The organism is Paractinoplanes rishiriensis (assembly GCF_016862375.1).
Lineage (GTDB): Bacteria > Actinomycetota > Actinomycetes > Mycobacteriales > Micromonosporaceae > Actinoplanes > Actinoplanes rishiriensis.
Genome location: NZ_BOMV01000013.1, coordinates 75,023 through 98,391 on the forward strand (window position 1 = coordinate 75,023; position 23,369 = coordinate 98,391).

At 71.5% G+C, this 23,369-nt stretch carries 17 protein-coding genes; 11 read left to right on the plus strand and 6 right to left on the minus strand.

Annotated elements, in window-relative coordinates; genetic code table 11:
• Window positions 1-225: 225 nt before the first annotated feature.
• Both Ari01nite_RS09470 and Ari01nite_RS09475 read left to right on the plus strand, forming a co-directional pair.
• Complete coding sequence (locus Ari01nite_RS09470; protein ID WP_203780751.1) at window positions 226-1,911, plus strand: S8 family serine peptidase; 1,686 nt, start codon at window positions 226-228, stop codon at window positions 1,909-1,911.
• A gap of 85 nt (window positions 1,912-1,996) precedes the next feature.
• Window positions 1,997-4,429, plus strand: a complete 2,433-nt coding sequence (locus Ari01nite_RS09475; RefSeq protein WP_203780752.1) for a putative bifunctional diguanylate cyclase/phosphodiesterase — start codon at window positions 1,997-1,999, stop codon at window positions 4,427-4,429.
• Here the strand turns inward: Ari01nite_RS09475 and Ari01nite_RS09480 are convergent.
• The 4 genes from Ari01nite_RS09480 to Ari01nite_RS09495 all read right to left on the minus strand — a co-directional run bounded on the left by Ari01nite_RS09480 (window position 4,414) and on the right by Ari01nite_RS09495 (window position 9,770).
• A complete protein-coding gene (locus tag Ari01nite_RS09480; protein ID WP_203780753.1) occupies window positions 4,414-6,549 on the minus strand; it encodes a tetratricopeptide repeat protein in 2,136 nt (711 codons plus the stop codon). The genes Ari01nite_RS09475 and Ari01nite_RS09480 overlap by 16 nt on opposite strands.
• A 100-nt stretch (window positions 6,550-6,649) precedes the next feature.
• On the minus strand, window positions 6,650-7,549 hold the full coding sequence (locus Ari01nite_RS09485) for a carbohydrate ABC transporter permease (RefSeq protein ID WP_239162607.1): 900 nt from the start codon (window positions 7,547-7,549) through the stop codon (window positions 6,650-6,652).
• Between the two features lie 11 nt (window positions 7,550-7,560).
• Window positions 7,561-8,466 (minus strand): carbohydrate ABC transporter permease, encoded by a 906-nt coding sequence (locus Ari01nite_RS09490; RefSeq protein WP_203780754.1) that lies wholly within the window; start codon window positions 8,464-8,466, stop codon window positions 7,561-7,563.
• On the minus strand, window positions 8,463-9,770 hold the full coding sequence (locus Ari01nite_RS09495; protein WP_203780755.1) for an ABC transporter substrate-binding protein: 1,308 nt from the start codon (window positions 9,768-9,770) through the stop codon (window positions 8,463-8,465). Before Ari01nite_RS09495 ends, Ari01nite_RS09490 begins: the two co-directional genes overlap by 4 nt.
• A gap of 193 nt (window positions 9,771-9,963) precedes the next feature.
• Between Ari01nite_RS09495 and Ari01nite_RS09500 the strand changes: the two genes are divergently transcribed.
• The 5 genes from Ari01nite_RS09500 to Ari01nite_RS09520 all read left to right on the plus strand — a co-directional run bounded on the left by Ari01nite_RS09500 (window position 9,964) and on the right by Ari01nite_RS09520 (window position 15,066).
• Window positions 9,964-10,824 (plus strand): DUF6807 family protein, encoded by an 861-nt coding sequence (locus Ari01nite_RS09500; RefSeq protein ID WP_203780756.1) that lies wholly within the window; start codon window positions 9,964-9,966, stop codon window positions 10,822-10,824.
• On the plus strand, window positions 10,821-12,353 hold the full coding sequence (locus Ari01nite_RS09505; RefSeq protein WP_203780757.1) for a glycoside hydrolase family 43 protein: 1,533 nt from the start codon (window positions 10,821-10,823) through the stop codon (window positions 12,351-12,353). Before Ari01nite_RS09500 ends, Ari01nite_RS09505 begins: the two co-directional genes overlap by 4 nt.
• A 70-nt stretch (window positions 12,354-12,423) precedes the next feature.
• Window positions 12,424-13,272, plus strand: coding sequence for a DUF6807 domain-containing protein (locus tag Ari01nite_RS09510; protein ID WP_203780758.1), 849 nt, complete (start codon window positions 12,424-12,426; stop codon window positions 13,270-13,272).
• Window positions 13,269-14,486, plus strand: a complete 1,218-nt coding sequence (locus Ari01nite_RS09515; RefSeq protein WP_203780759.1) for an ROK family transcriptional regulator — start codon at window positions 13,269-13,271, stop codon at window positions 14,484-14,486. The genes Ari01nite_RS09510 and Ari01nite_RS09515 overlap by 4 nt, the downstream gene beginning before the upstream one ends.
• A gap of 112 nt (window positions 14,487-14,598) precedes the next feature.
• Window positions 14,599-15,066, plus strand: a complete 468-nt coding sequence (locus tag Ari01nite_RS09520) for an RICIN domain-containing protein (protein WP_203780760.1) — start codon at window positions 14,599-14,601, stop codon at window positions 15,064-15,066.
• Window positions 15,067-15,312: 246 nt separating this feature from the next.
• Here Ari01nite_RS09520 and Ari01nite_RS09525 read toward each other — a convergent pair whose 3' ends face one another.
• A complete protein-coding gene (locus Ari01nite_RS09525) occupies window positions 15,313-16,509 on the minus strand; it encodes a serine hydrolase domain-containing protein (protein ID WP_203780761.1) in 1,197 nt (398 codons plus the stop codon).
• Window positions 16,510-16,600: 91 nt separating this feature from the next.
• Window positions 16,601-17,503: a hydroxymethylglutaryl-CoA lyase gene (locus Ari01nite_RS09530; protein WP_203780762.1), complete on the minus strand. Its 903-nt coding sequence runs from the start codon at window positions 17,501-17,503 to the stop codon at window positions 16,601-16,603.
• Window positions 17,504-17,603: 100 nt separating this feature from the next.
• Between Ari01nite_RS09530 and Ari01nite_RS09535 the strand changes: the two genes are divergently transcribed.
• From Ari01nite_RS09535 to Ari01nite_RS09550, 4 genes are read left to right on the plus strand one after another with little or no spacing between them, the layout of a single operon-like run.
• Window positions 17,604-18,245, plus strand: coding sequence for a GntR family transcriptional regulator (locus tag Ari01nite_RS09535; RefSeq protein WP_203780763.1), 642 nt, complete (start codon window positions 17,604-17,606; stop codon window positions 18,243-18,245).
• Window positions 18,242-19,435 carry a CaiB/BaiF CoA transferase family protein gene (locus tag Ari01nite_RS09540; protein WP_203780764.1) on the plus strand — a complete coding sequence of 398 codons (1,194 nt, stop codon included), beginning with the start codon at window positions 18,242-18,244 and terminating at the stop codon, window positions 19,433-19,435. The genes Ari01nite_RS09535 and Ari01nite_RS09540 overlap by 4 nt, the downstream gene beginning before the upstream one ends.
• 8 nt (window positions 19,436-19,443) lie before the next feature.
• Window positions 19,444-21,480, plus strand: a complete 2,037-nt coding sequence (locus Ari01nite_RS09545) for a hydantoinase/oxoprolinase family protein (RefSeq protein WP_239162608.1) — start codon at window positions 19,444-19,446, stop codon at window positions 21,478-21,480.
• Window position 21,481: 1 nt separating this feature from the next.
• On the plus strand, window positions 21,482-23,353 hold the full coding sequence (locus Ari01nite_RS09550; RefSeq protein ID WP_203780765.1) for a hydantoinase B/oxoprolinase family protein: 1,872 nt from the start codon (window positions 21,482-21,484) through the stop codon (window positions 23,351-23,353).
• Window positions 23,354-23,369: the final 16 nt, after the last annotated feature.

Below are 23,369 nucleotides of genomic sequence, written 5' to 3' on the forward strand. Positions count from 1 at the left end.
CGAACCTCGTAGGAGATGTGGAAGTGCCCGGCCGCAGCGCCGCCTTTTTACTCCGTTGCCGTGGCGCTGAGCTGCGGTTCCGTGGACGGGCCGGATCGTTGCGCCGGGGAACAAGTCCGCATCCTGGAACGGAAAAGCGCTCAGGTGCTCCGGTGCCCGGCCGATGGGCGGGCCACGTCGCGGGAGTGATCATGCTGCCGTGCACGGGAGGGAGACAACGTGGGCATGAAACTGAGGGCGGGGCTGACCAGCCTGCTCACCACCGTCGGCCTAGCGGCGGTGGCCACCCCGGCTGCGGCCGCCGGTCCGCCGGTCGACGTGATCGTCCGGACCGCGTCGCCGGCGGCGCTGGCCGGGGCCGAGGCGCTGGTCCGGCGCTCGGGCGGCACGATCGAGCGGGACCTGGCCGTGATCTCGGGATTTGCCGCCCGGGTGCCGTCCGGCGTGGTGGCGGCGCTGGAGCGCACGCCGGGCGTCGACGAGGTCACCGCCGACGGCACGGTCCGGATGAAGGGCCGGAATTGGATCGACGACGGCGGGGCGAACGCCACGGTCGGCACCGTGAAGAGGGCGGCCGGCGGCAAGAAGACCAACACGGTGGCCCTCACCGGCGCCGGTGTCGGGGTGGCGCTGATCGACTCCGGCGTCGCGCCGGTGCCCGGGCTGAGCCAGCCCGGCAAGGTGGTCAACGGGCCCGACCTGTCCTTCGAGTCGCAGACCCCGGGCCTGGTCAACATCGACTCGTACGGGCACGGCACGCACATGGCCGGCATCATCGCCGGCAACGATCCGGCCACCGGCTTCGAGGGCCTGGCCCCCGGCGCCAAACTGATCAGCCTCAAGGTGGCGGCGGCCGACGGTGCCGCCGACGTCTCCCAGGTGATCGCGGCGATCGACTGGGTGGTCACGCACCGCAACGACCCGGGACTCAACATCCGGGTGCTGAACCTCTCGTTCGGCACCGACTCGACCCAGAGCGCCCTGCTCGACCCGCTCTCGTACGCGGTCGAGGCGGCGTGGCGCAAGGGCATCGTGGTGGTCGTGGCAGTCGGCAACGACGGGCCCACCGCGTCCCGGGTGACCATGCCGGCCGCGAACCCGTACGTGATCGCGGTGGGCGCCGCCGACGCGAACGGCACCGAGATCCGCACCGACGACACGGTGGCCTCGTTCTCCACCCGCGGCAGCTACAGCCGGCACGCCGACCTGCTGGCCACCGGCCGGTCCATAGTCTCGCTGCGGGTGCCCGGCTCGTACATCGACCTGGCCTACCCGGGCGCCCGGGTGACCGACACCACATTCCGCGGCAGCGGCACCTCACAGGCCACCGCCGTGGTCTCCGGTTCCGTCGCGCTGCTCCTGCAACAGCGGCCCGGGCTCACCCCGGACCAGGTCAAGAAGCTGCTCATGGAGTCGGCCGACCCACTGACCGGCGCCGACCCGATCGCCGCGGGTGCCGGGCAGCTGGACATCGCCGGGGCGGCCGCGCTCAGCGTCCCGCTGACCGCGCGCCAGCTGTTCCTGCCGGCCACCGGCCTCGGCACGCTGGAGGGCGCCCGGGGCAGCTCGTACGTCGTGGACGCGGTCACCGGCCGGGCCCTGACCGGGGAACGCGATATCTTCGGCGCGCCGTGGCGGCCGCTGGTCTGGACCCCGCTGGCCCGGGACGGCCGGGCCTGGACCGGGGGCACCTGGAACGGGAAGGTCTGGAGCGGTTCGGCCTACAACGGCACGTCATGGGCGTCCGTGACCTGGAACACCGCCACCTGGACGTCGCTGAACTGGGCCGGCCGGGCCTGGACCGGCACGGACTGGAGCGGCCGCGCCTGGACCGGGCGGGCCTGGACCGGCCGCGCCTGGACCTCCGGGACCTGGCTGGGCCGGGCCTGGACGGGCCGGGCCTGGACCTAGGTCCTCAACTGTGCCTCCCGGCGGCCGACAGACAGGGTGTCGACCGCCGGGAGGCCGAGGACTCTCCGCCGAGAAGAGGGACGAAATGAAGGCCGCTGCCCGTGTTGCCGGACTGACCGCCATGCTGGCGGCGGTCTCGGTCGCCGTGCAGTTGCACTGGTTCTCCGGCATGCGGCCGGTGACCGGTCGCGACCTGATCGTGGCGGCCGTCCTCGCCGTCCTCTTCGTGCTGGTCGAGCGGTTCGTGGTGCAGTTGCCGGTACGCCGCGGCGCGCACACCCTGACGCTCAGCGAGATTCCCACGGTCATCGGGCTGGTGCTGCTGCCGCTCCCACTGCTGGCCGCCGCCCGGGTCCTCGGCGGCCTGGTCGGGCTGGCCGCGCTGCACCGGCAGCCGGTCGGCAAGATGGCCTTCAACCTCGCCCTCTACCTCACCCAGGTGACCGTCGCGGGCCTCGTCGTCTCGGCGGTGGCCCACGGCGCCGACCCGCTGAGCCCGCTGGGCTGGGCCGGCGTGTTCGTCGGCACGTTCGCCGCCGACCTGGTGTCGATCGTGGCGATCACCGCGGTGATCGCGATGCACGACGGCTCGCAGCAGTGGTGGCGGATGCTCAGCTCGGACGTCAAGGAACTGCTCCAGGTGCCGGTCGTGCTGCTGACCACCACCCTCGGCCTGGTCACCGCGATCGTGAGCCGCGAGCAGTGGCCGGCGCTGGCGCTGCTCGCCATCCTGGCCGTGGTGATCTACCGGGTGCTGGCCGCGTACTGGCAGCAGACCCAGGGGCACGCCCAGGTGGAGGCCCTCTACGGGTTCACCCGGTCGCTGAACGGCTCGGCCCACCCCGACGAGGTGGCCCGCGTGGTGCTCGACCGGGCCCGCGAACTGGTCCGCGCCGACGAGGCCGAACTGCTGCTGGACGGCGGCGCCGGCCTGGTACGGATGCGGCTGGCCGGCCGGGACGAGTTCTCGTCGGGCGCCACCACCCACCACCCGGACGCATGGTGGGCGCCGGCCCGCGACGGCCGGGCCGTGCTGATCCCGGAGACCGGCATGGCGGTCCCGGTCGCCCTCGACGACTCCACCGGCGTGCTGCTGGTGCGCGAGCCGATGGCCGACATCGCCGGCTTCACGGCGGAGCACCACCGGCTGCTCGAGGCCGTCGCGGCGCACGCCGGCGTGACCCTCACCAACGCCCACCTGCTCGACCGGCTGCGCCAGATCGGCCTGCACGACGCCCTCACCGGCCTGCCCAACCGCCGCTTGGTGCTGGACGACCTGCGGGAGGCGCTGGAGCGGCGGCCGGAGACCGGCGTGGTCGGCGTGCTGCTGCTCGACCTCGACCGGTTCCAGGAGATCAACGACGCGCTCGGCCACGTGGTCGGCGACAGCGTGCTGCGCGAGGTCGGCTCCCGGCTCCAGCACCTGTTCGGCGAGCGGGCCACCGTGGGCCGCCTGGGCGGCGACGAGTTCGCGCTGGTGATCCCGTCGGCGGCCAGCGCCGAGGCGGTCCTCGACCTGGCCTACGAGGTCTACCGGGCGGTGGTCGAGCCGATCGAGGTGGGCGAGCTGACCCTCAGCACCCCGGCCAGCATCGGCGTCTGTCTCGCGCCCGAGCACGGCAGCGACCCGGACACCCTGGTGCAGCGCGCCGACGTGGCCATGTACGCGGCCAAGAACGCGCGCGCCGGGGTCCGGGTCTACCAGGCCGAGGACGACCGGAACACGCCGCGCCGGCTGGCCCTGATGGCCGACCTGCGGGCCGCCGTCGAGCAGAACCGGCTCGAGGTGCACTACCAGCCCAAGGTCGACCCGGCGTCCGGCCGGGTGATCGGCGCCGAGGCGCTGAGCCGCTGGTTCCGCGCCGACGGCACCGTGCCGCCGGACGAGTTCATCCTGCTCGCCGAGCGCTCCGGCCTGATCCGGACGCTGACCCGCAACGTGCTGGACACCGCGCTGGCGGCCTGCGCCGGGTGGCGCCGGGACGGTCACCACGACATGACCGTGGCGGTCAACCTGTCGCCGCAGACGATTGCCGACCGCGGCCTGGCCGAGGACGTCCGGGTGGCGCTGCTGCGGCACGGGCTGCCGGCCGCCGCGCTGACCCTGGAGATCACCGAGACCGGCCTGATGGCGGACCCGACCAACAGCCTCGCCACCCTGGAGACGCTGCGCGGCATCGGCGTGAAGCTCTCGGTCGACGACTTCGGCACCGGGCACTCGTCCCTGGGCCGGCTGTCCGAACTGCCGATCCAGGAAGTCAAGATCGACAAGGGCTTCGTCCGCGACCTGACGACCACGGCGGGCCGGCGCGCGGTCACCGACGCCACCCTGCACCTGGGCCGTGCCCTCGACCTCCTGGTCGTGGCCGAGGGCGTGGAGACCCGCGAGGAGTTCGACTACCTGCGCGCCCACGGCTGCGGTGCGGTGCAGGGTTACTACGTGTCCCGGCCGCTGCCGGCCGCCGCGTTCACCGCCTGGCTGGCCGACCGGCCGGCGCGCAGCTACCTGGCTGCCTGATCCTCCCGCTCCTCCTCGGCGGCGGCCCAGCCGTCGATGGCGTCCCGGACCACGATCACGTCGGCCCGGCCGGTCTCCTCGATCCGGCGCACGTCGTCGGCCAGCGACCGCAGCACCTCGACCGCCGCTCGCCGGTGGCCGGCCTGCGCGCGCAGCATGGCCGCCAGGTGCCGGGCCCACAGCGTGTCGACGTGGTCCGGGTCGAGCACCCGGCCGTACTCCCGGGCCAGGTGGTCGGCGCGGCCGATGGCGTCGTCCAGCGCGCCCGCTTCGGCCTGCCAGAGCGCCAGGTTGTATTCGGCGTCCAGCAGTTCGTGGCCGCTGACGCCGGGCACCCGGCGGAACTCGTCGAGCAGCGCGGTCAGGTGCGCCACCGCGACCGCCGGTGACTCGGTCGCGCCCAGGTGACCGGCCAGCGTGATCCGGGTGTTCACGGTGTCCCGGGCGGCGCGGCCGAGGACCCGCTCGTAGTCGGCGATCAGCGCGCGCAACTGGTGGACGGCCTGACCGGTGTCGCCGGTGGCGTCCAGCCAGACGGCGATGCCGTGCCGGGTGGCCAGGGTGTTCACGGCGTCCGGGCCGAGCACCCGGGTGCGCACCGGCAGCAGATCGCGCAGTTCGGCCAGGGCCTGCTCCGGGGCGCCGGCCCGGCCGTACGCCCAGGCCAGGTTGTTTCGGACGGTCAGGGTGTCCTCGTGCTCGGCGCCCAGGCAGCGCTCGACCACCGGGCGCAGCCCCGACCAGTAGCCGACCGCGGCGTCGAACAGGCCCATCTGCGGCAGGCTGTTGCCGGCCCGGAACACCAGCGGGTGCAGCCGGTCGGTGCAGAGCGCCTCCACGCCGTCGTCGAGCAGCGCCCGGGTGTTGCGGCGCAGCAGGTCGACCTGGGCGGTGTCGCCCTCGACCGCGGGCCAGATCGCCAGCAGGCAGTCGGCGGCGCAGCGGGTCAGGTCGCCGGTCTTGTCCGGCTCGGCCGTGCGGACGGCTTCGTGCACCGGCTCGGGCAGGTGGATCGTCTCGCCGGCCCGGTCGGGGCGGCACAGGCCGGTCAGCTGCAGGGCGGCCAGCCCGGCGGCGAGGTCGGCGGCGGTGGTGGCGGTGCCGCGGCGGGTGGTGACGAGGTCGAGCAGCGCGGGCGCGGTGAGGGCCGCGGCGGGGGCGCCGGCCGGGTCCAGGCGCGCGGCCACCTCGAGGACGGGGCGGGCTACGCCGGCGGGTTCGCGGGCGTCGGCGGCGTCGAGGGCGAGGGCGCCGGGGGAGGCCTCGGGGAGGGCGCGGAGGCGGGCCAGGTAGGTGCGGCAGGTCAGGTCGCGGTCGAGGATCACGGCGGCGGCCTGTGCCAGTGCCAGCGGGAGGTGGCCCAGCGCGGTGGCCAGGTCGGCGGCGCCGTCGAGCCGGTGCTGGCCGGCCGGGGTGGCGGTGCCGGTCGGGGTGGGGCTGGTCGCGGCGGTTGCGGGTGGGGTGGTGGCCAAGCGGTCGGTCAGGTAGGTCAGGGACTCGGTGGGCGTGAAGGGGCCGGTCCGCTGGGCGGCGGGTAGGGGCAGGCGGGTGGTCACCACGGTGCGGCCGGGGGCCTCGGGGGGCCAGAGGCCGTCCAGATCGGCTACGTCCCGGACGTCGTCGAGCACTACCAGCCAACGGCGTTCGCTGCGGCTGAGATGGGCCGGTAGCTGGTGCGCGGCCTCGACGGGGTCGTCCGGGTTGCCCGCAGAGAGCTCGCGCGACGTGGTCGCGTACGTGGAAATGATGTTGGCTCTGGAATTTGCGGTTATCCAGATGACCAGTTCGGCATCCTGCGCGAGTGCGGCGGCCAACTGGGTCTTGCCGGTGCCGGCGGGGCCGCTGAGGACGGTGCGGGGGGCGGTGGGCACCGTGCGGGGCTGGTACGCCTCGGCCACCGGTGGGATCGGGCCGATCCAGCGCGGGGGCTCGACCGGTGCGGTGCGGGTGCGCTCGAATTCGCGTCGCCAGTAGGCCAGGTCGAGGTCGGGCGGCTCCTCGGCGGTGGCGTGGCAGGTGCGCAGGAAGCCCTCCACCAGCGTCCAGTCGAGCTGGTCGGGGATGGGGGAGGGAGGTTGTCCACAGTGGTGCCGCCAGAGCCGCAGCTGGAGGGCGAACACACGTTGAGCGTCCCAAGGCATAGCCGACAGTAAACGCGTGATCGCTGGATGTGTCGATGCTCGAACGGGGGTCGCCATGGCCGGCGACCCCCGCTCCCGGTCAGCGCAGACCGGTGGTGGCGATGCCCTTGACCAGGTATTTCTGGCCGGCGATGAAGAAGCCGATGACCGGTGCCAGGGAGACGAACGACATCGCGAACATCTCACCCCACATGCTCTGGCCCTCGGAGTCCATGAACTGGCGGACGGCCAGCGGCACCGTGTAGAGCTGTGGATCGGTCAGGTAGAGCAGGGGTTCGAAGAACTCGTTCCACACCGAGATGAATGTGAAGATCGCGGTGGTGGCGAAGGCCGGCATGCACAGCGGCATGATGACCTTCCAGAACGTGCGGAACGGCCCGCAGCCGTCGATCCGGGCGGCGTCGTCCAGTTCGGTCGGCAGCGCCCGCATGAACTGCACCATCAGGAAGATGTAGAACCCGTTGGTGGCCAGGAAGTTCGGCACCAGCAGCGGATAGTACGTGTTCAGCCACTCCAGCTTGTCGAACAGCACATACCGGGGGATGGTCAGCACGTGCGCCGGCAGCATCATGGTGCCGAGCATCATCGCGAAGAACAGCTTGCGGCCGGCGAACTGCAGGCGGGCGAACGCGTACGCGGCCAGCGAGCAGGACAGCAGGTTGCCGACGATGCTCAGCGTCACGATGACGAACGAGTTCATCAGGTACAGCGAGAACGGCTCGGCGAGCGCGTTCCAGCCCCGTGGGTAGTTGGACGGATCCCACGTCGAGGGCCACAGCGACTCGTCGGTGAAGACGGTGTTGCTCAGCTTCAGCGAGCTGGACACCATCCACAGCAGCGGGTACATCATCACGAGGCCGATCGCGATGAGCACGACGTGGCGCAGGAACCGGCGTCCCGGGGTGGCCTTCGAGTTGGCGACGCCGCCGTCCGGCTCCTGGCTGGAGGGAGCCTTCCGCCGGGTCATGGTGATGGTCATGTGGTTCCGTCTCAGTTGTCGTAGAAGACCCAGTACTTGGCGGCCAGGAAGTTGACGGCGGTGAACCCGGCGACGATCACCAGGAGCAACCAGGCCAGCGCGGACGCGTAGCCCATGTCGTACTCGGCGAAGCCCTTCTGGTACAGGTACAGGTTGAAGAACAGCGTCGAGTCGGCCGGGCCGCCGGAGCCGCCGCTCATGACGTAACCCTGCGTGAAGGTCTGGAAGGACGCGATCAGCGACTGCACCAGGTTGAAGAAGATGATCGGGCTCAGCAGCGGCAGCGTGATCGAGCGGAACTGCCGGGCCGCCGAGGCGCCGTCCATCGACGCGGCCTCGTAGTACATGGTCGGGATCTGCTTGAGGCCGGCCAGGAAGATCACCATCGGCGAGCCGAACGTCCAGATGTGCAGCAGGATCAGCGTGGTGAGCGCGTAGTCCGGATCCGACGTCCAGCCCGGCCCGGCGATGCCGAAGAAGCCGAGCGCCTTGTTGACGATGCCGTTGTAGCCGAAGATGTAGCGCCACAGCATCACGATCGCCACGCTGCCGCCGAGCAGCGACGGCAGGTAGTACACGCTGCGGTAGATCGGCAGGCCGCGGATGCCGCGGTGCAGCACCATGGCGACGCCGAGCGCGGCGATCAGCGACAGCGGCACCGACACCAGGGTGTAGATGAAGGTGACCTTGAGCGACTGGTGCAGCTTGGCGTCGCCGAGCATCTCCTTGACGTTGTCCAGCCCGGACCACTTCGGCGGGTTGAGCAGGTTGTAGTCGGTGAACGCCAGGAACAGCGAGGCGATGAACGGCCCGACCGTGAAGAGGATGCCGATGAACCACGGCAGCAGGAAAAGGTAACCGGCCTTGTCCTGCCGCCGCCGGCGTTTCTTGTCGAGCGTGGGGACGAGAGCTGTCACGCGGTGAGTGCCTTCTCTGCCTCGGTCTTGAACTGGGCGGCAGCGGCAGCGGGGGTGATCCGCTTGAACTCGACCTCGGTGCTGATCGACTTGAGGATGTTGACCAGCTTGCTGCCGCCGACCGGGTACGGGTACGACGGGGGCAGCTTCTCACCCTGCAGCTTCGTCAGGTACTCGGTGGCCTTCTGGTCGTCCGGCGCCAGCGTGGGCGCGACCGCGGCGGCCACCTTCTGGCTGGCCGGCACGCCCCGGGTGGTGCCGGTGGCCTTCGCGCCCTCCACGTCGTTGACCAGGAAGTTGAGCAGCGACAGGGCCTCCTGCGGGTGCTTCGACTGGGCCGCGATCGACCACAGGTGCGGGCAGTCCACGGACTGGCCGCGCCGGGTGCCCTGCACCTCGCCGGGCATCCGCAGCAGCACCAGGTTGCCGCCGGCCGCCTCGTTGTAGCCGAGCAGGTTGTTGGTCGGGATGATCTGCGAGGCGATCGACTTCGCGGCCAGGTAGGACTGGGCCGGCGACGAGCCGCGGTTCTGGTCGATGAAGCCGGCCGGCGGGAAGCCCTTCTCGGCGCGCATCTTGTTGACCATCTCGTACCAGGCGGTGACGGTGCCGGTGGTGACGCCCAGCTTGCCGTCCGCGGTGAACAGGTCCTCGCCGCGCTGGCGGGTGAAGACGATCAGGTTGGCGAGCGTGTACGGCTCGAAGTTGGTGCCGTAGACCTTGCCGCCGCTCTTGGCGGTGACCTCCTTGGCGAACGCGGCCAGGTCGTCCCAGCTCCACTTGTCGCCGTCCGGGATCGCGACGCCGAACTGGTCGGTGAGGGTCTTGTTGATCACGAAGCCGACGGTGTTCAGGCCGGCCGGCACGCCGAAGGTCGACTGCCCGACCGTGCCGAGCGCCTTGGCGCCGTCGGAGAGTGCGGACGTGTCCACCTTGTCGGCGTGCTTCGTCAGGTCGAGCAGCGAGCCGCGGCCCGAGTACTCCACCAGGCTGTCCAGGCGCATCGCCATCAGGTCCGGCGGGTTGCCGGCGGCGAAGCGGGTGACCAGCTTGTCCTTGTACGGGGTGCTGTCCTGGTACTCGGTCTTGACCCGGATGTTCGGGTTGGCGGCCTGGAACAGGTCGAGCGCCTTCTGGGTGACGGTGGCCCGGTCGGCGGCGCCCCACCACACCATGTTCAGCTCGACCTTGCCGTCGCCTTCCTCGCTCTTACCGCCGAAGCCACGACCGCAGGCGGGCAGGGTGGCGGCGAGTCCGGCGAGCCCGGCGACCTTGAGCGCGTCGCGCCGGCCGATGTTATTCACAGTGGGTCCTTCCACAGAACTGGCATCAATTTGTTTCAGTGTTTTATCTATCGAGTGGCTTGCATGTCAACGGCCTGCCCACCTCGACTTTTAGCAGTGGGACCAATTTGTTACAGAGATTGACGTAACTGGCGGGCCGCAGGTAGCTTGGCGTCCGCCGGGCACCGCACCGGCCACGAGGCGGGAGGTGCCGATGGTTCAGGGGCACGCCGACAACGGCGCGTCGGTCGATTTGACCTGCGAAGGAAGGGCGGTTGCCCGGTACGTCTGGGACCCGCAACTACCCACCGCGGTCTCGCCCCGGCCCTACCTGCACCCGGTCACCACGCTCGGCGGGACCACGGTCACCGGCTTCATGCCCGACGACCACGAGCACCACCTCGGCGCGAGTATTGCCATCCCAGTGCTCAACCGTGCCAACTTCTGGGGCGGGCGCACATATGTGGCGGGGCGCGGCTCGGTGCGGCTGGACAACCACGGCCGCCAGCTGCACGCCCGCTGGATCAGCCGATCCGCCGACCGCCTGGTGCAGGAGCTGTGGTGGATCGGCCGGGACGGCGAGCCGCTGGCCAAGGAGGAGCGGACCCTCGCGGTGCAGCCGGTCGGCACCTCGGCCTGGCAGCTGCGGGTCGGCTTCACGCTGCGCAGCTGCACCGGGGAGCCGCTGACGGTAGACAGCCCCGGCGCCCGCGGCCGGGCCGGTGCCGGTTACGGCGGGTTCTTCTGGCGCGCGCCGGCCGGCCTGGAGCGGGTCCGCGCCTTCGGCGAGGGCAACAACAGCGACGTGCACGGCACCAAGCAGTCGTACGTGGTGCTGACCGGTCGCCGGCCCCGCGCCGACGCCTGGACGCTGATCTTCACGACCGGAGCGGAGGATCCCTGGTTCGTGCGCGCCACCGACTACGCCGGGGTCTGCCCGGCCATCGCCTGGGACCGGCCGCTCGTGGTGGCCCCCGACGCCGAACTCACCCGGACCCTGTCGGTGCTGGTCGCCGACGGCCCGCCCACCGAGCAGCTGGTGGCGCAGGCGGCGGGCGCGGCGGTGGCGTCGTGAGCTCTCCCCGGAGCGTCTCCCCATGGATCGCCGACAACGGCGACGGCACGTACCGCAACCCCGTTCTGTTCGCCGACTGGTCCGACCCCGACGTGGTCCGGGTGGGCTACGACTACTACCTGATCGCGTCCAGCTTCAACCGGGTGCCGGGGCTGCCCGTGCTGCACTCCACCGACCTGGTGAACTGGCAGCAGATCGGGCACGCGCTGACCCGGCTGACGCCCGAGGCGTTCTATTCCACGCCGCGTCGCGGCTGCGGGGTGTGGGCGCCCGCGATCCGGCACCACGCCGGCAAGTTCTGGATCACCTACCCCGACCCGGACCACGGCATCTACGTGCTGACCGCGACCGACCCGGCCGGGCCGTGGTCGGCGCCGCGGCTGGTGCTGCCCGGCCGCGGGCTGATCGACCCGTGCCCGCTGTGGGACACCGACGGCAGCGCGTACCTGGTGCACGGCTGGGCCAAGTCCCGGTGCGGCTTCAACAACCGGCTCACCGCATACCGGATGACGCCCGACCTGGGCCGGCCGCTGGACACCGGCTCGGTGCTGGTGGACGGCGACGCCATCCCCGGCTGCCGCACGCTGGAGGGCCCCAAGTGGTACCACCGGGACGGCTGGTACTGGATCTTCGCACCCGGCGGCGGGGTGGCGAACGGGTGGCAGTACGCGATGCGGTCGCGCAGCGTGCTCGGCCACTACGAGCCGCGGATCGTGCTGGCACAGGGCGACACCGACGTGAACGGGCCGCACCAGGGAGCGTGGATCGATTCGCCGGCCGGCGAGGACTGGTTCGTGCACTTCCAGGACCAGGGTGCGTACGGGCGGGTGGTGCACCTGCAGCCGATGAAGTGGGCCGCCGACGACTGGCCGGTGATCGGTTCCGGCGGCACGCCGGTGGCGAACCACCGCAAGCCCGCGGACGGGCCGGGGGTGCCCTACGCGCCGCCGGTCAGCGACACGTTCCCCGGCGGCGTGCCCGGGCCGCAGTGGACCTGGCCGGCCAACCCGGCGTCCGGCTGGCTGGTGCCCCGCACGTCCGGCGACGGCCTCCGGCTGGCCTGCGTGCCGTGGCCGGACAGCGACCTGCGCGAGGTGCCCAACGTGCTGGGCCAGCGGTTGCCGGCGCCGGCCGTGCGGGCCACCACGGAGGTGCGGCTCACGGCCGGGACGGGGGCTCGGGCCGGGCTTCTGGTTCATGGGCACGCGTACGCCTGGATCGGCCTGGAACGGCGGGCCGGCGCGACGTTCCTGACCTGCCGCTCGGCGGAAGTGGACGGCTCGCCGGAGCGGGACCTGGCCGCGCCGGTCGAGGTGCCGGCCGACTCTTCGGTGCTTTTGGAAGCCACCGTCAGTGAAGGTGCGGTGGTGCGGTTCGGCGCTCTTTGTGATTCCGCCCGGCTCGATGTCGGCACCGCGTTCACCGCCACCCCCGGCGGCTGGATCGGTGCCACGCTGGCGCTGTTCGCGACCGCCCGGCCCGGGAACGGAGCGGGACACGCCGATTTCGGGTCCTTCGAGGTCACCTGACCATCGGGATCGATGTGCCCCTACACTGTGTCGGCCTTATGTTACCGAGAACGACCGTCCGGAGGCCTGCGTGACGACGGGTGACGCCCCAGCGGTCCTGCGTGTCGCCGGCCGCACCGTCGCCGAGTACGCGTGGCGCCCCGACCTGCCGGTGGGGCTCGCGCCCCGGCCCTACCTTCATCCGGTACGCACGATGGCCGGCACCACGGTCACCGAGTTGATGCCCGCCTCGCACCGGCACCACCTCGGGGTGAGCGTTGCGGTCGCCGAGGTCGACGGCGGCAACTTCTGGGGCGGGCGTACGTTCCTGCCCGGCCACGGCCCGGCCTGGCTGGACAACCAGGGCAGCCAGGAACACGTGCGGTGGCTGCGGCGTACCGAGACCAGGCTCGGACACACCCTGCGCTGGCTGACCATCGACGGCGAGGCCCTGCTCACCGAGAAACGCGAGCTGTCCGCCCGCCCGGCCGGCGACGACGCCTGGGCCCTCGAGTTCGGCTTCGAGCTGACCAACGTGTCCGGCCGCGACCTGCCGATCCGCAGCCCCGCGGCGCACGGCCGCACCGGGGCCGGCTACGGCGGCTTCTTCTGGCGGGCCCCCTCGGAGATGTCCGCCTGCAAGATCGCGGCGGCCACCGGCATCGGCTCGGCGGCCGTGCACGGCGAGCGCTCGCCGTGGCTCTCGGTCACTGGCATCGGCTGGACGCTGGTGTTCATCGGTGCCACCCCGGCCACCCGCGACGACCGCTGGTTCCTGCGCACCCGCGACTACCTCGGCATCGGCTCGGCGCTGGCCTGGGAGGCGCCGCTGGTGCTGCCGCCGGGCGACAAACTGGCCCGCCGGGTGGTCACCGTGGTGGCCGACGGCGACGTGCCGCCGGAGCGGGCCGCCGCGTACGCCGCCGAATGGGCCTCATGACCCGCCCGGTGCACCGGGTCGCACCCGCCACGGACACCCCGGTCCGGCAGGAGAGCCTGCGCGCGCACAACCTCGACCTGACGTTCCGGCAGATCGTCGGCAGCCGGGCGCCGATCTCGCGCAGCGAACTGTCGGTGGCCACCGGCCTGACCCGGCCCACCATCTCGCGGATCGTCGACGAGTTGCTGGCCGGCGGCCTGATCGTGGAGGCCGGCCCGGCCCGCTCCGGCAACAGCGGCCGCCCGCGGGTGGGGCTCTCGCTGGCGCCCACCGGACCGGCCGGGCTCGGCCTGGACATCCGGGTGGACGCGCTGACCGCGTGCGTGGTCGACCTGACCGGCGCGGTGCGGCACCTCGACTTCACCCCGCGGTTCGAGGCTCCCGACGAGACGCTGCGCAGCCTGGCCGCGATGGCGAAGGCGGCGATCGACGCGGCGGCCGCCCAGGGCCTCACCGTGGTCGGTGCCACGCTGGCCGCACCCGGCCCGATCGACGAGAACGGCGTGGTGCGCTTCGCTCCCGCGCTCGGCTGGCGGGATGTCGACGCCGGCGCCGCGCTGCGCTCCCGGATCGGGGCGGCCGGCCTGCCGGTGGTGGTCGGCAACGACGCCAGCCTCGCGGCGCTGGGGGAGCTGTACGCCAGCGCGCCGGAACTGCGCAACTTCGTCTGCGTGTCCGGCGAGTTCGACATCGGCGCCGGCATCGTGCTGGACGGCACGCCGCTGCGCGGTTCCCGGGGCTGGAGCGGCGAACTCGGCCACGTGATGGTCGACAGCGGCGGCCCGCGGTGTGCCTGCGGCGCCAACGGCTGCCTGCAGTGCGTGGCCGGCCTGCGGGAGATCCTGGCGGCGGTGCCGGTGCCGTCGCCCGCGGCGTCCCCCGCCGTCGCCATCGACGAGCTGGTGTCGGCCGGCTCGCCCGAGATCCTCACCGCGCTGGACCGGGCCGGTACCGCGCTGGGCACCGCTCTCTCCGCCCTGATCAACATCATCGATGTGGACACGGTGCTGCTGGGCGGCAGCTTCTCGCTGCTGGCGTCGTGGCTCACCGAGGGCATCGAACGCGAGCTGAACAGCCGGGTGCTGACCGCCGGCTGGGCACCGGTGGAGGTGCGTCCCGCGCCGCTGGGCCCGGACGCCGCGGTGATCGGTGCCGCGCTGAGCGCCGTCGACCGGATCCGCCGCGACCCGAACTCCTGGCTGGCGCGGCACTGACCCTCTTTGTCGCCGATCCGACATTGATTTGGTTTCCCGGTATTCCCCCCACCGCGCGGCTAGTTTTAATTTCGCCGGCACATCTTATCCGTCAATGCATGGGGGCATTGTCATGAATACTTTCCGTTGGATTCGTCAGCTCGCCGCCTGCGCCGCCGCCACCGTCCTGGTGCTGACGCCCGCCGCCGCCGCGCAGGCCACCGGCCCGATCGAGTTCCGCAGCGAGATGAACCACAAGTGCCTGGAGATCTACGCCTTCAACGCGGCCAACAAGGCCAAGGTGGTCACCTGGGACTGCTGGGGCGGCGCCAACCAGAAGTGGTACTGGGACGGCGAATTCATCCGCAACACGATGAACCACAAGTGCTTGGAAATCTACGCCTTCAACGGCGGAAACGGCGCCGACGTGGTCATGTGGGATTGCTGGGGCGGCGCCAATCAGAAGTGGTACCGCAACGGCACCGAAATCCGCAGCCGCCTCAACAACAAATGCTTGGAGATCTACGGTTTCAACGGCGCGAACGGCGCCAAGGTGGTCACCTGGGACTGCTGGGGCGGCGCCAACCAGAAGTGGTACTGAGCGATGACTCCTGGCCGGACCCACCTCGGGCCCGGCCAGCCGGCTTCACCCACCGCGGCCCGCGGTTCCGTCCGCAGCCGCCTGCCGTCCGGAACTCCGCCGCTGGCCCGATCGTGGCGGAGCCCGGCGGACGTGGATCCGGCCAGCGCGACCGCGGAGCAGGTCGCGCTGATGCGGCGGCTCGTGGACGGCGAGATCGGCGGGCGCCGTCCCTCCCCGTCCGAGTTGGACGCGCTCGCTTCAGGATCACAGCGAGAAGCGGTCGACCGGCACGAACGGCTTTGACGTCGCGCGCATCGATACTGTCGGGCCGCACAGGGCCAGATCCAGGAATTCGAGCGTGGCGCCGAGGATCAGGTCGGGCTCGCCGGGGATCTGGTAGTGGGTCATGTTGAGGGCGATCGTCGCCTGGCGGCTGCCGTCGGGGGAGTGCCACGAGAACGTCGAATGCCCCAGCGCCAGCCCGTCGTGCCCCCAGACCGGGCCGCAGGTTAGCGCCACGCTGTAGATGCCCAGACCGTAGCCGCCGGCCTCGGGCGTCGCCTCGTCCCACGGGACCACCGTGCGCATCGCGGTCATTTCGGCCGGGCGCAGCAGCCGGCCGGTCAGCAGCGCGCGATAGAAGCGATCCAGATCCGCCGTCGTGGAAACTAGCTCACCGGCCATCCCCAACCACGACATGTTATAGACGCTGAAATCCCTCAATTCACCATCAAACCAAGGGATGTACGCCTTCGCGTGCGGCCCGGCGATGTGCGGGTAGGTGCCCGGGAAATACGTCCCACGCAGGCCGAGCGGCCGGATGATGCGCCTCGTGATCTCGGCCGCGGCCGGGCGGCCGGTGACCTTTTCGATGATCAGGCCGAGCAGGACGAAATTCGTGTTCGAGTACGCGTAGCCGGCCGTCGGCGGCATGGCCAGGCCGAGGCGGGCCAGTTCGCGCGGCGGCACGGTTTCGGTGCGGTAGCGCTCGATGTCGGTGGCCGGGTCGGCGAACAGCACGCTGATGTAGTTGCCGATGGTGCTGGTGTGGTTGAGCAGCGTCCGCACGGTGGCGCCGTCCCGGGCGTACTCCGGCAGGTATTGCCCCAGCGGTGCGTCGAGCGCGATTTTCCGCTCGGCCACGAGTTGCAGCACGGTGGTGGCCACGAACGTCTTGGTGATGCTGGCGACCCGATGCTGGTACCCGGGCCGCATCGCCCGCCCGGTCACCACGTCGGCCACGCCGCTGGCACCGCGCCAGGTGTGGTGGCCGTTGCGGACCTCGGCGAACGTGCCGGGCAGACCGGCCGCGGTGACCCGGTCGAGCGCGGCCCGGAGTGCGTCCTCCTTCGTGGCCGCGACCGGGCGGGCACTGGACGTGGCTGCGGCGGCCGGCGCTGCTCCGATGCCGAGCACGACAAGCGTGACCGTGGCCAGCGAGGTGGCGATTCGTCTGCGCATGGACCCTCCCCGAAGACATGCGTCGATCCACCCATGGTCGCAAATGGACGCATGTCCCGACGCGCCAGCATCGTGGGACGGAGGCGGCCGGTCAGGCCGGCGGGAAGAGGCCCGCTCGGGCCAGCTGGCCGGGGACCTCGTGGCCCAGCAGGGTGCTGAGGCGGGACGCCAGGGGGAGCAGGGTCTCGACGTCGACGCCGGTGTCGTAGCCGCTCTGGTGCAGCAGGTAGAGCAGGTCCTCGGTGGCTATGTTGCCGGTGGCGGCGGGGGCGAAGGGGCAGCCGCCGATGCCGCCCGCGCTGCTGTCCAGGGCCACCGGGGTGGCGCCGGCCAGGTCGGCGGCGGTCAGGGCGTTCGCATATCCGGTGTTTCTGGTGTTGTGGAAATGCCAGCGCAGCGGGATGCCGCGCGCCTCGGTGGCGGCTGTCGCGGCCAGGGCGCGCACCTGGGCCGGCACGCCCACGCCGATCGTGTCGGCCAGGGCCACCTCGTCCGGTGCGGCGGCGGCCACGCAGTCCGCCAGCACCGTGCGGACCCGCTCCGGTGACACCGCGCCCTCGAACGGGCAGCCGAACGCCGCCGCGACCGTGACCGTGGTGCGCAGGCCGGCCTCGCGGGCGCGCGCGCCGATCCGGGCCCACGCGGCGATGCCGGCGGCCGTGTCGACGCCCTGATTGCGGTGGCTGAACGTGTCGGTGGCCACCACCACGACGTTCACCTCGTCGACCGCGGCGGCCAGGGCGCGGTCCAGGCCGCGCTCGTTGAGCACCAGGCCGATCCACGACACCCGGGCGCGGGGCAGGCCGGCGGCGACCGCCTCGGCGTCGGCCATCTGGGGGACGCGACCGGGATGGACGAAGCTGACCGCTTCGATCCGTCGCAGGCCGGCCGCGGCGAGCGTGGTGATGAGGGCGAGTTTGTCGGGAGTGTCGACGATCGCGGCCTCGTTCTGGAGGCCGTCGCGGGGCGAGACCTCGACCACGGAAACGGTCATTGCATACAACCTCCGGATCTCATGCCGCGATGTCTTGCGGAAACGCGGTGGTGGTGGCAAGGATTGCATGCAATCCGGGGTGATGGACAGGGAGGTCCGGGTGCGAGCAGCGGCGGAGCAGGCGGCGCGGGTGCTGCGGGAGGAGATCCTCTCGGGAGCCATCGCCTCCGGTGCGCGGTTGGGGGAGGCCGAGCTGGCCGGGCGGCTCTCGGTGAGCCGGACGCCGATCCGCGAGGCACTGTCCCGGCTGGCCGCCGAGGGGCTGGTGGAGATACAGCCGAACCGTGGGGCCCGGGTGGCGTCGTGGACGACCGAGCAGCTCCGGGAGATCTTCGACCTGCGACTCCGGCTCGAGCCGTACGCGGTGCGTCAAGCCGTACCGAATCTGACCCCGGACCAACTCGCGGAGCTGGACCACCTCGCCGCCGCGATGTCGCGGGCCGGACGGCCCGGGAAAAACCAGGACCTGGCCGTCGTCGAGGAGCTCAACCGCCGGTTCCACGGCGTCTTCATCGACGCGGCCGGCTCGCCGCCGCTCGCCGGGGCGCTGCGCGGGGTCATCCACGCGTCGGTGGTGCACCAGAACTTTCACGACTACGCGCCCGACGCGTTGCGCCGCAGCCTGCACCACCACGTCGAGATGGTGGCCGCGGCGCGGGCCGGCGACGGGGACTGGGCGGAGGCCATCATGCGCGCGCATCTCTACAACGCGCGGGCCACGATGCTTGGAGGACGACCGTGAGTTTGCCCCTGGACGACCTGCGGGTGGTCGAATTCGGTCAGCTGCTGGCCGGACCGTTCTGCGGGCAGCTGCTCGGGGACTTCGGCGCCGAGGTCATCAAGGTGGAGGACCCGGCCAGGGGCGACCCGATGCGGGAGTGGGGCCGGGAGAAACCGCACGGCAAGTCGCTGTGGTGGCCGGTGGTGGCCCGCAACAAGAAGTCGGTCACCTGCGACCTGCGCCAACCCGAGGGGCAGGCGCTGGTCCGCCAGCTCATCGACACCGCGGACATCGTGGTGGAGAACTTCCGGCCGGGCACCCTGGAGCGCTGGGGACTCGGGCCGGCGACGCTCTGGCAGACCAACCCGGGCCTCATCGTCACCCGCGTCACCGGATACGGGCAGACCGGTCCCTACGCGAGCCGGGCCGGCTTCGGCTCGATCGGCGAGGCGATGGGCGGGATCCGGTACGTGATGGGCGACCCGGACCGGGCCCCGGTGCGTGCCGGCATCTCGCTCGGTGACTCGCTGGCCGCCACGTACGCCTGCATTGGAACTTTGATCGCCGTGCACAGCCGCACCCGGACCGGCCGGGGCCAGGTCGTCGACTCCGCCATCTACGAGGCCGTGCTGGCCATGATGGAGTCGCTGCTGCCGGAGTGGGCGGTGGCCGGTTACCAGCGCGAACGCACCGGCGCCACGCTGCCGAACGTCTCGCCCAGCAACGTCTATCCGACGGGTGACGGCGACCTGATTCTGATCGCCGCGAACCAGGACAGCGTGTTCGGCCGGCTGGCGCAAACCATGAATCAACCGGAACTGGCGACAAACCCGAAATATGCCACGCATTCGGCGAGGGGCGTGGCGATGGCGGAGCTGGACGACGTCATCGCCGCCTGGACAGCGACAAATCAGGCGGACGAGCTGCTCGAAAAGCTGCACGAAGCCGGCGTCCCGGCCGGGCGGATCTTCCGGGCCAAGGACATGTTCGCCGACCCGCACTTTGCGGCCCGCGAGGCGATCGTGACGGTGCCGCACCCCGACCTCGGCGACCTCCCGATGCAGAACGCGACGCCCCGGCTGTCCGCGACCCCGGGCGCGGTGCGCTCCGCCGGGCCGGCGCTGGGCGAACACAACGACGAGATCTACGGCGGCCTGATCGGCCTGGACGAAACGGAGCGCGCGCGCCTGCGCACAGCCAAGATCATTTAAGGAGAGACATGTCATATCGACTCGGCGTGGATGTGGGCGGCACCTTCACCGATGTGCTGCTGGTCGACGAGGATTCCGGCTCGACGTGGCGGGCGAAGACCGCATCGACGCCGAGCGATCAGTCCGTGGGCGTGCTGAACGGCATCGACAAGGTGTGCGCGGAGGCCGGCATCGACCGGGCCGCCGTGGCCGCCGTGCTGCACGGCACCACGGTCGCGACCAACGCGATCCTCGAGGGCAAGGGCGCCACCGTCGGCCTGGTCACCACCCAGGGCTTCCGGCAGGTGCTGCAGATCGCCCGCTCGTTCGTGCCCGGCGGCCTGGCCGGCTGGATCATCTGGCCCAAGCCGGAACCGCTGGCCGCCCTGGAGAACACGGTCGAGGTGCCGGAGCGGGTGGGCAGCGACGGCACCGTGATCAGCGAGCTGGATGAGGACGCCACCCGGGCGGCGCTGCGCAAACTGCGCGACAACGGGGTGGAGGCGCTTGCCGTCTCGCTGATCAACGCCTTCGCCAACGATGCGCACGAGCGGCGCATCGCCGAGCTCGCCGCCGAGGAACTGCCCGGCGTGGAGGTCTCGCTCTCCAGCGTGGTGCTGCCCGAGATGAGGGAGTACGAGCGGGCGCTGACCACCGTGGCGAACGGGTACGTGCAGCCGCAGGTCGCCCGCTACGTGGCCAACCTGTCGGCGAAGCTGACCGCCGAGGGGGTGCCGGCCGAACTGTCCATCCTGCGCAGCGACGGCGGCCTGTCCGCGGCCGGCGCGGCGATCGGCGCCCCGGTCACCATGCTGCTCTCCGGTCCGGCCGGCGGCGTCACCGGCGCGGTCTGGGTGGCCGAGCAGTCCGGGCACACCGAGCTGCTCACCTTCGACATGGGCGGCACCTCGACCGACGTCGCGCTGGTGCAGCATGCGCAGGCGCGGATCGGCCGGGAGACCAAGGTCGGAGATTTGACCGTACGCGCGTCGGCCGTCGACGTACGGACCGTGGGGGCCGGCGGCGGCTCCATCGCGCACGTCCCCGAGCTGACCCGGGCGCTGCGGGTCGGGCCCCAGTCGGCGGGAGCCGAGCCGGGCCCCGCCGCGTACGGCAAAGGCGGAAACGCACCCACGGTGACCGACGCCAACGTCGTGCTCGGCTATCTGCCTACCACCCTGGCCGGCGGCGAGATCACGCTCGACCGGGAGGCGGCCAGGGCCGCGGTGCAGACCGTCGCGGACGCGATGGGCCTGCCGAGTGCCGAGGCGGCCGCGGCCGGGATCATCGACATCGTCAACGAGAACATGCTGGGCGGCCTGCGGCTGGTCAGCGTGCAGCAGGGCTTCGACCCGCGGGACTTCGCGCTGGTCGCGTTCGGCGGCGCCGGGCCGTTGCATGCGAACGCCCTCGGCAGGCTGACCGGGGCCTGGCCGGTGATCGTGCCGCCGTCGCCGGGGGTGCTGTGCGCGCTGGGTGACGCCACGACCTCGGCGCGGGACGAGTCGGCCCGGACCGTGCTGCAAAAATTGGGCGATTTGTCTGACGGGGACCTGGCCGGCATCTTTGAAGAGCTTGCCGCAACCGCCTCGCAGCGCCTGACGGATCAGGGCGTCGTCGTCGAATCAACCTCATATTCCGCCGATATCCGATTTGTCGGGCAGGGCAACGAGCTCCCGGTCGCGTTTGAGCTCGGCGAGGACCTCGGAGCGCGCTTCGACGCCGAGCACGAGCGGCTTTTCTCGTTCACGCTCCCGGTCGACCACGAGCTGGTGAACGCCCGCGCCACCGTCACCGGCGCCCGCCCCACCGTGACGCCGATCCACCTGGAGAAGGGCGACGGCGACCCGGCCGCGGCCCGCACCGGCGACACCCGGATCTACGTCGACGGCGAGTTCGTCGACGCGGCCGTCTACGAACGGCTCAAGCTGCGGGCCGGCGACGTGCTCACCGGCCCGGCCATCGTCGTCGAGATGGACTCCACCACCCTCGTCCTGCCCGGCCACGCGGCCACCACCGACCCCAGCGGCAGCCTGCTGATCCGCCCGATCTCGACGGAGGCCTGAGATGGCGCGCATAATTTCCGCTGACGAAACCCCGGTCGCGAAGGTCGACGTCGACCCGGTGACCCTCGACCTGGTCGAGAACGGGCTGCGCAACGCCCGCTACGAGATGGACGAGGTGCTGTTCCGCACCGCGCTGTCGCCCGGCATCCGCGAGCAGCACGACGAGTTCCCGCTGATCGCCGACGCCGACGGCAAGATGGTGGTGGGCCAGTTCGGCCTGTCCATCCCGGACTTCCTGGCCGGCTTCGCGGGCGACATCCGCGAGGGCGACATCCTGCTCACCTCCGACCCGTACGCGTGCGGCGCCGCCATCAGCCACGCCAACGACTGGCTGGTCGTGATGCCCATCTACGTCGGCGGCCGGGTGGTCGGCTGGGCGTCGATGTTCGGGCACATGTCGGACGTCGGCGGCAAGACCCCGTCATCGATGCCGACCGACGCCAAGACCATCTACGAGGAGGGCGTGGTCATCCCGCCCTTCAAGCTCTACGACGGCGGCACCCTCAACGAGGACGCGCTGCGGATCATCCTCAACCAGGTGCGGGTGCCGGACTGGAACCGGGCCGACCTGAACGGCCTGGTCGCGGCCTGCCGCACGGCGACCCGGCGGGTGCAGGAGATGTGCGCCCGGTTCGGCGTCGAGACGTACCTCTCGGCTCTTGACGCCCTGCTGCAGCGCAACTACGACGCCATGAAGACGCTGCTGCACGTCGTGTTCGAGGAGGGCCGCACGCTCTCCTTCACCGATTACATCTGCGACGACGGGGTGGGCTTCGGCCCGTACGAGCTCAAATTGTCCTTGACCCGGACGGGCGACAAGGTGCACCTGGACTTCAGCGGCTCGTCCCCGCAGGCGATCGGGCCGGTGAACTACTACCTGAACGAGAACCTGGCCCGGATGTTCTTCGGCATCTACATGATCACCGTGGCCGACCCGCAGATCCTCTGGAACGACGGCTTCTATCCGCTGGTCGACGTGACGATTCCGGACGGCTCGTACTGGAAACCCAGGCACCCGGCCGCGCTGAACGCCCGCAACCACGGCATCGGCCGGGTCTTCGACCTGTTCGGCGGGCTGCTCGGGCAGACCAACCCGGCGCTGCTGAACGCGGCCGGCTTCTCGTCGTCACCGCACTTCATGTACTCCGGCAACTACTCCGGCGGCGACCGCAAGGGCGAGTGGTTCCAGCTGTACTCGATCGGCTTCGGCGGCATCCCCGGCCGGCCGCTCGGCGACGGGCCGGACGGGCACTCGCTGTGGCCCAGCTTCGTGAACATCCCGTGCGAGTTCCTCGAGTCCTATTACCCGCTGCGGATCGAGAAGTGGGAGACGGTGGCCGACACCGGGGGAGCGGGCCTGCACCGCGGCGGCAACGGGGTGGACGTGGCGTACCGGTTCCTCGAGCCGGGCACCATCGCGATCCACGACGACCGCTGGCTGATGTACCCATGGGGCGTCAACGGCGGCGCGCCCGGCGCCCGCGGCCGCAAGTGGATCGAGCGGGCCGGCGGCGAGCGCGAGGTGTTGCCCAGCAAGTGCCACGACGTGCCGGTGCGTCCCGGCGACGTGCTGCACTTCGTGACCTGGGGCGGCGGCGGGTGGGGCGACCCGCTGGCGCGGGACCCCGGGCTGGTTGCGCTCGAGGTCCGGCGCGGGCTGGTCACCCCCTCCGGGGCCAGGGCGTACGGCGTGGTGGTGTCCGGCGCGGGCGAGCTCGACGTGTCCGGCACCGAGGCGTTGCGGGCCGAGTTGCGCGCCGGCCGGCCGGACGAACTGCCGGTCTTCGACATGGGACCCGGGCTCGACGAGATCCTGGCCCGCTGCGAGGAGGAGACCGGCCTGCCGGCACCCACCAAACCGGTCTGGACCTGACCCGTCCTGGCATGAT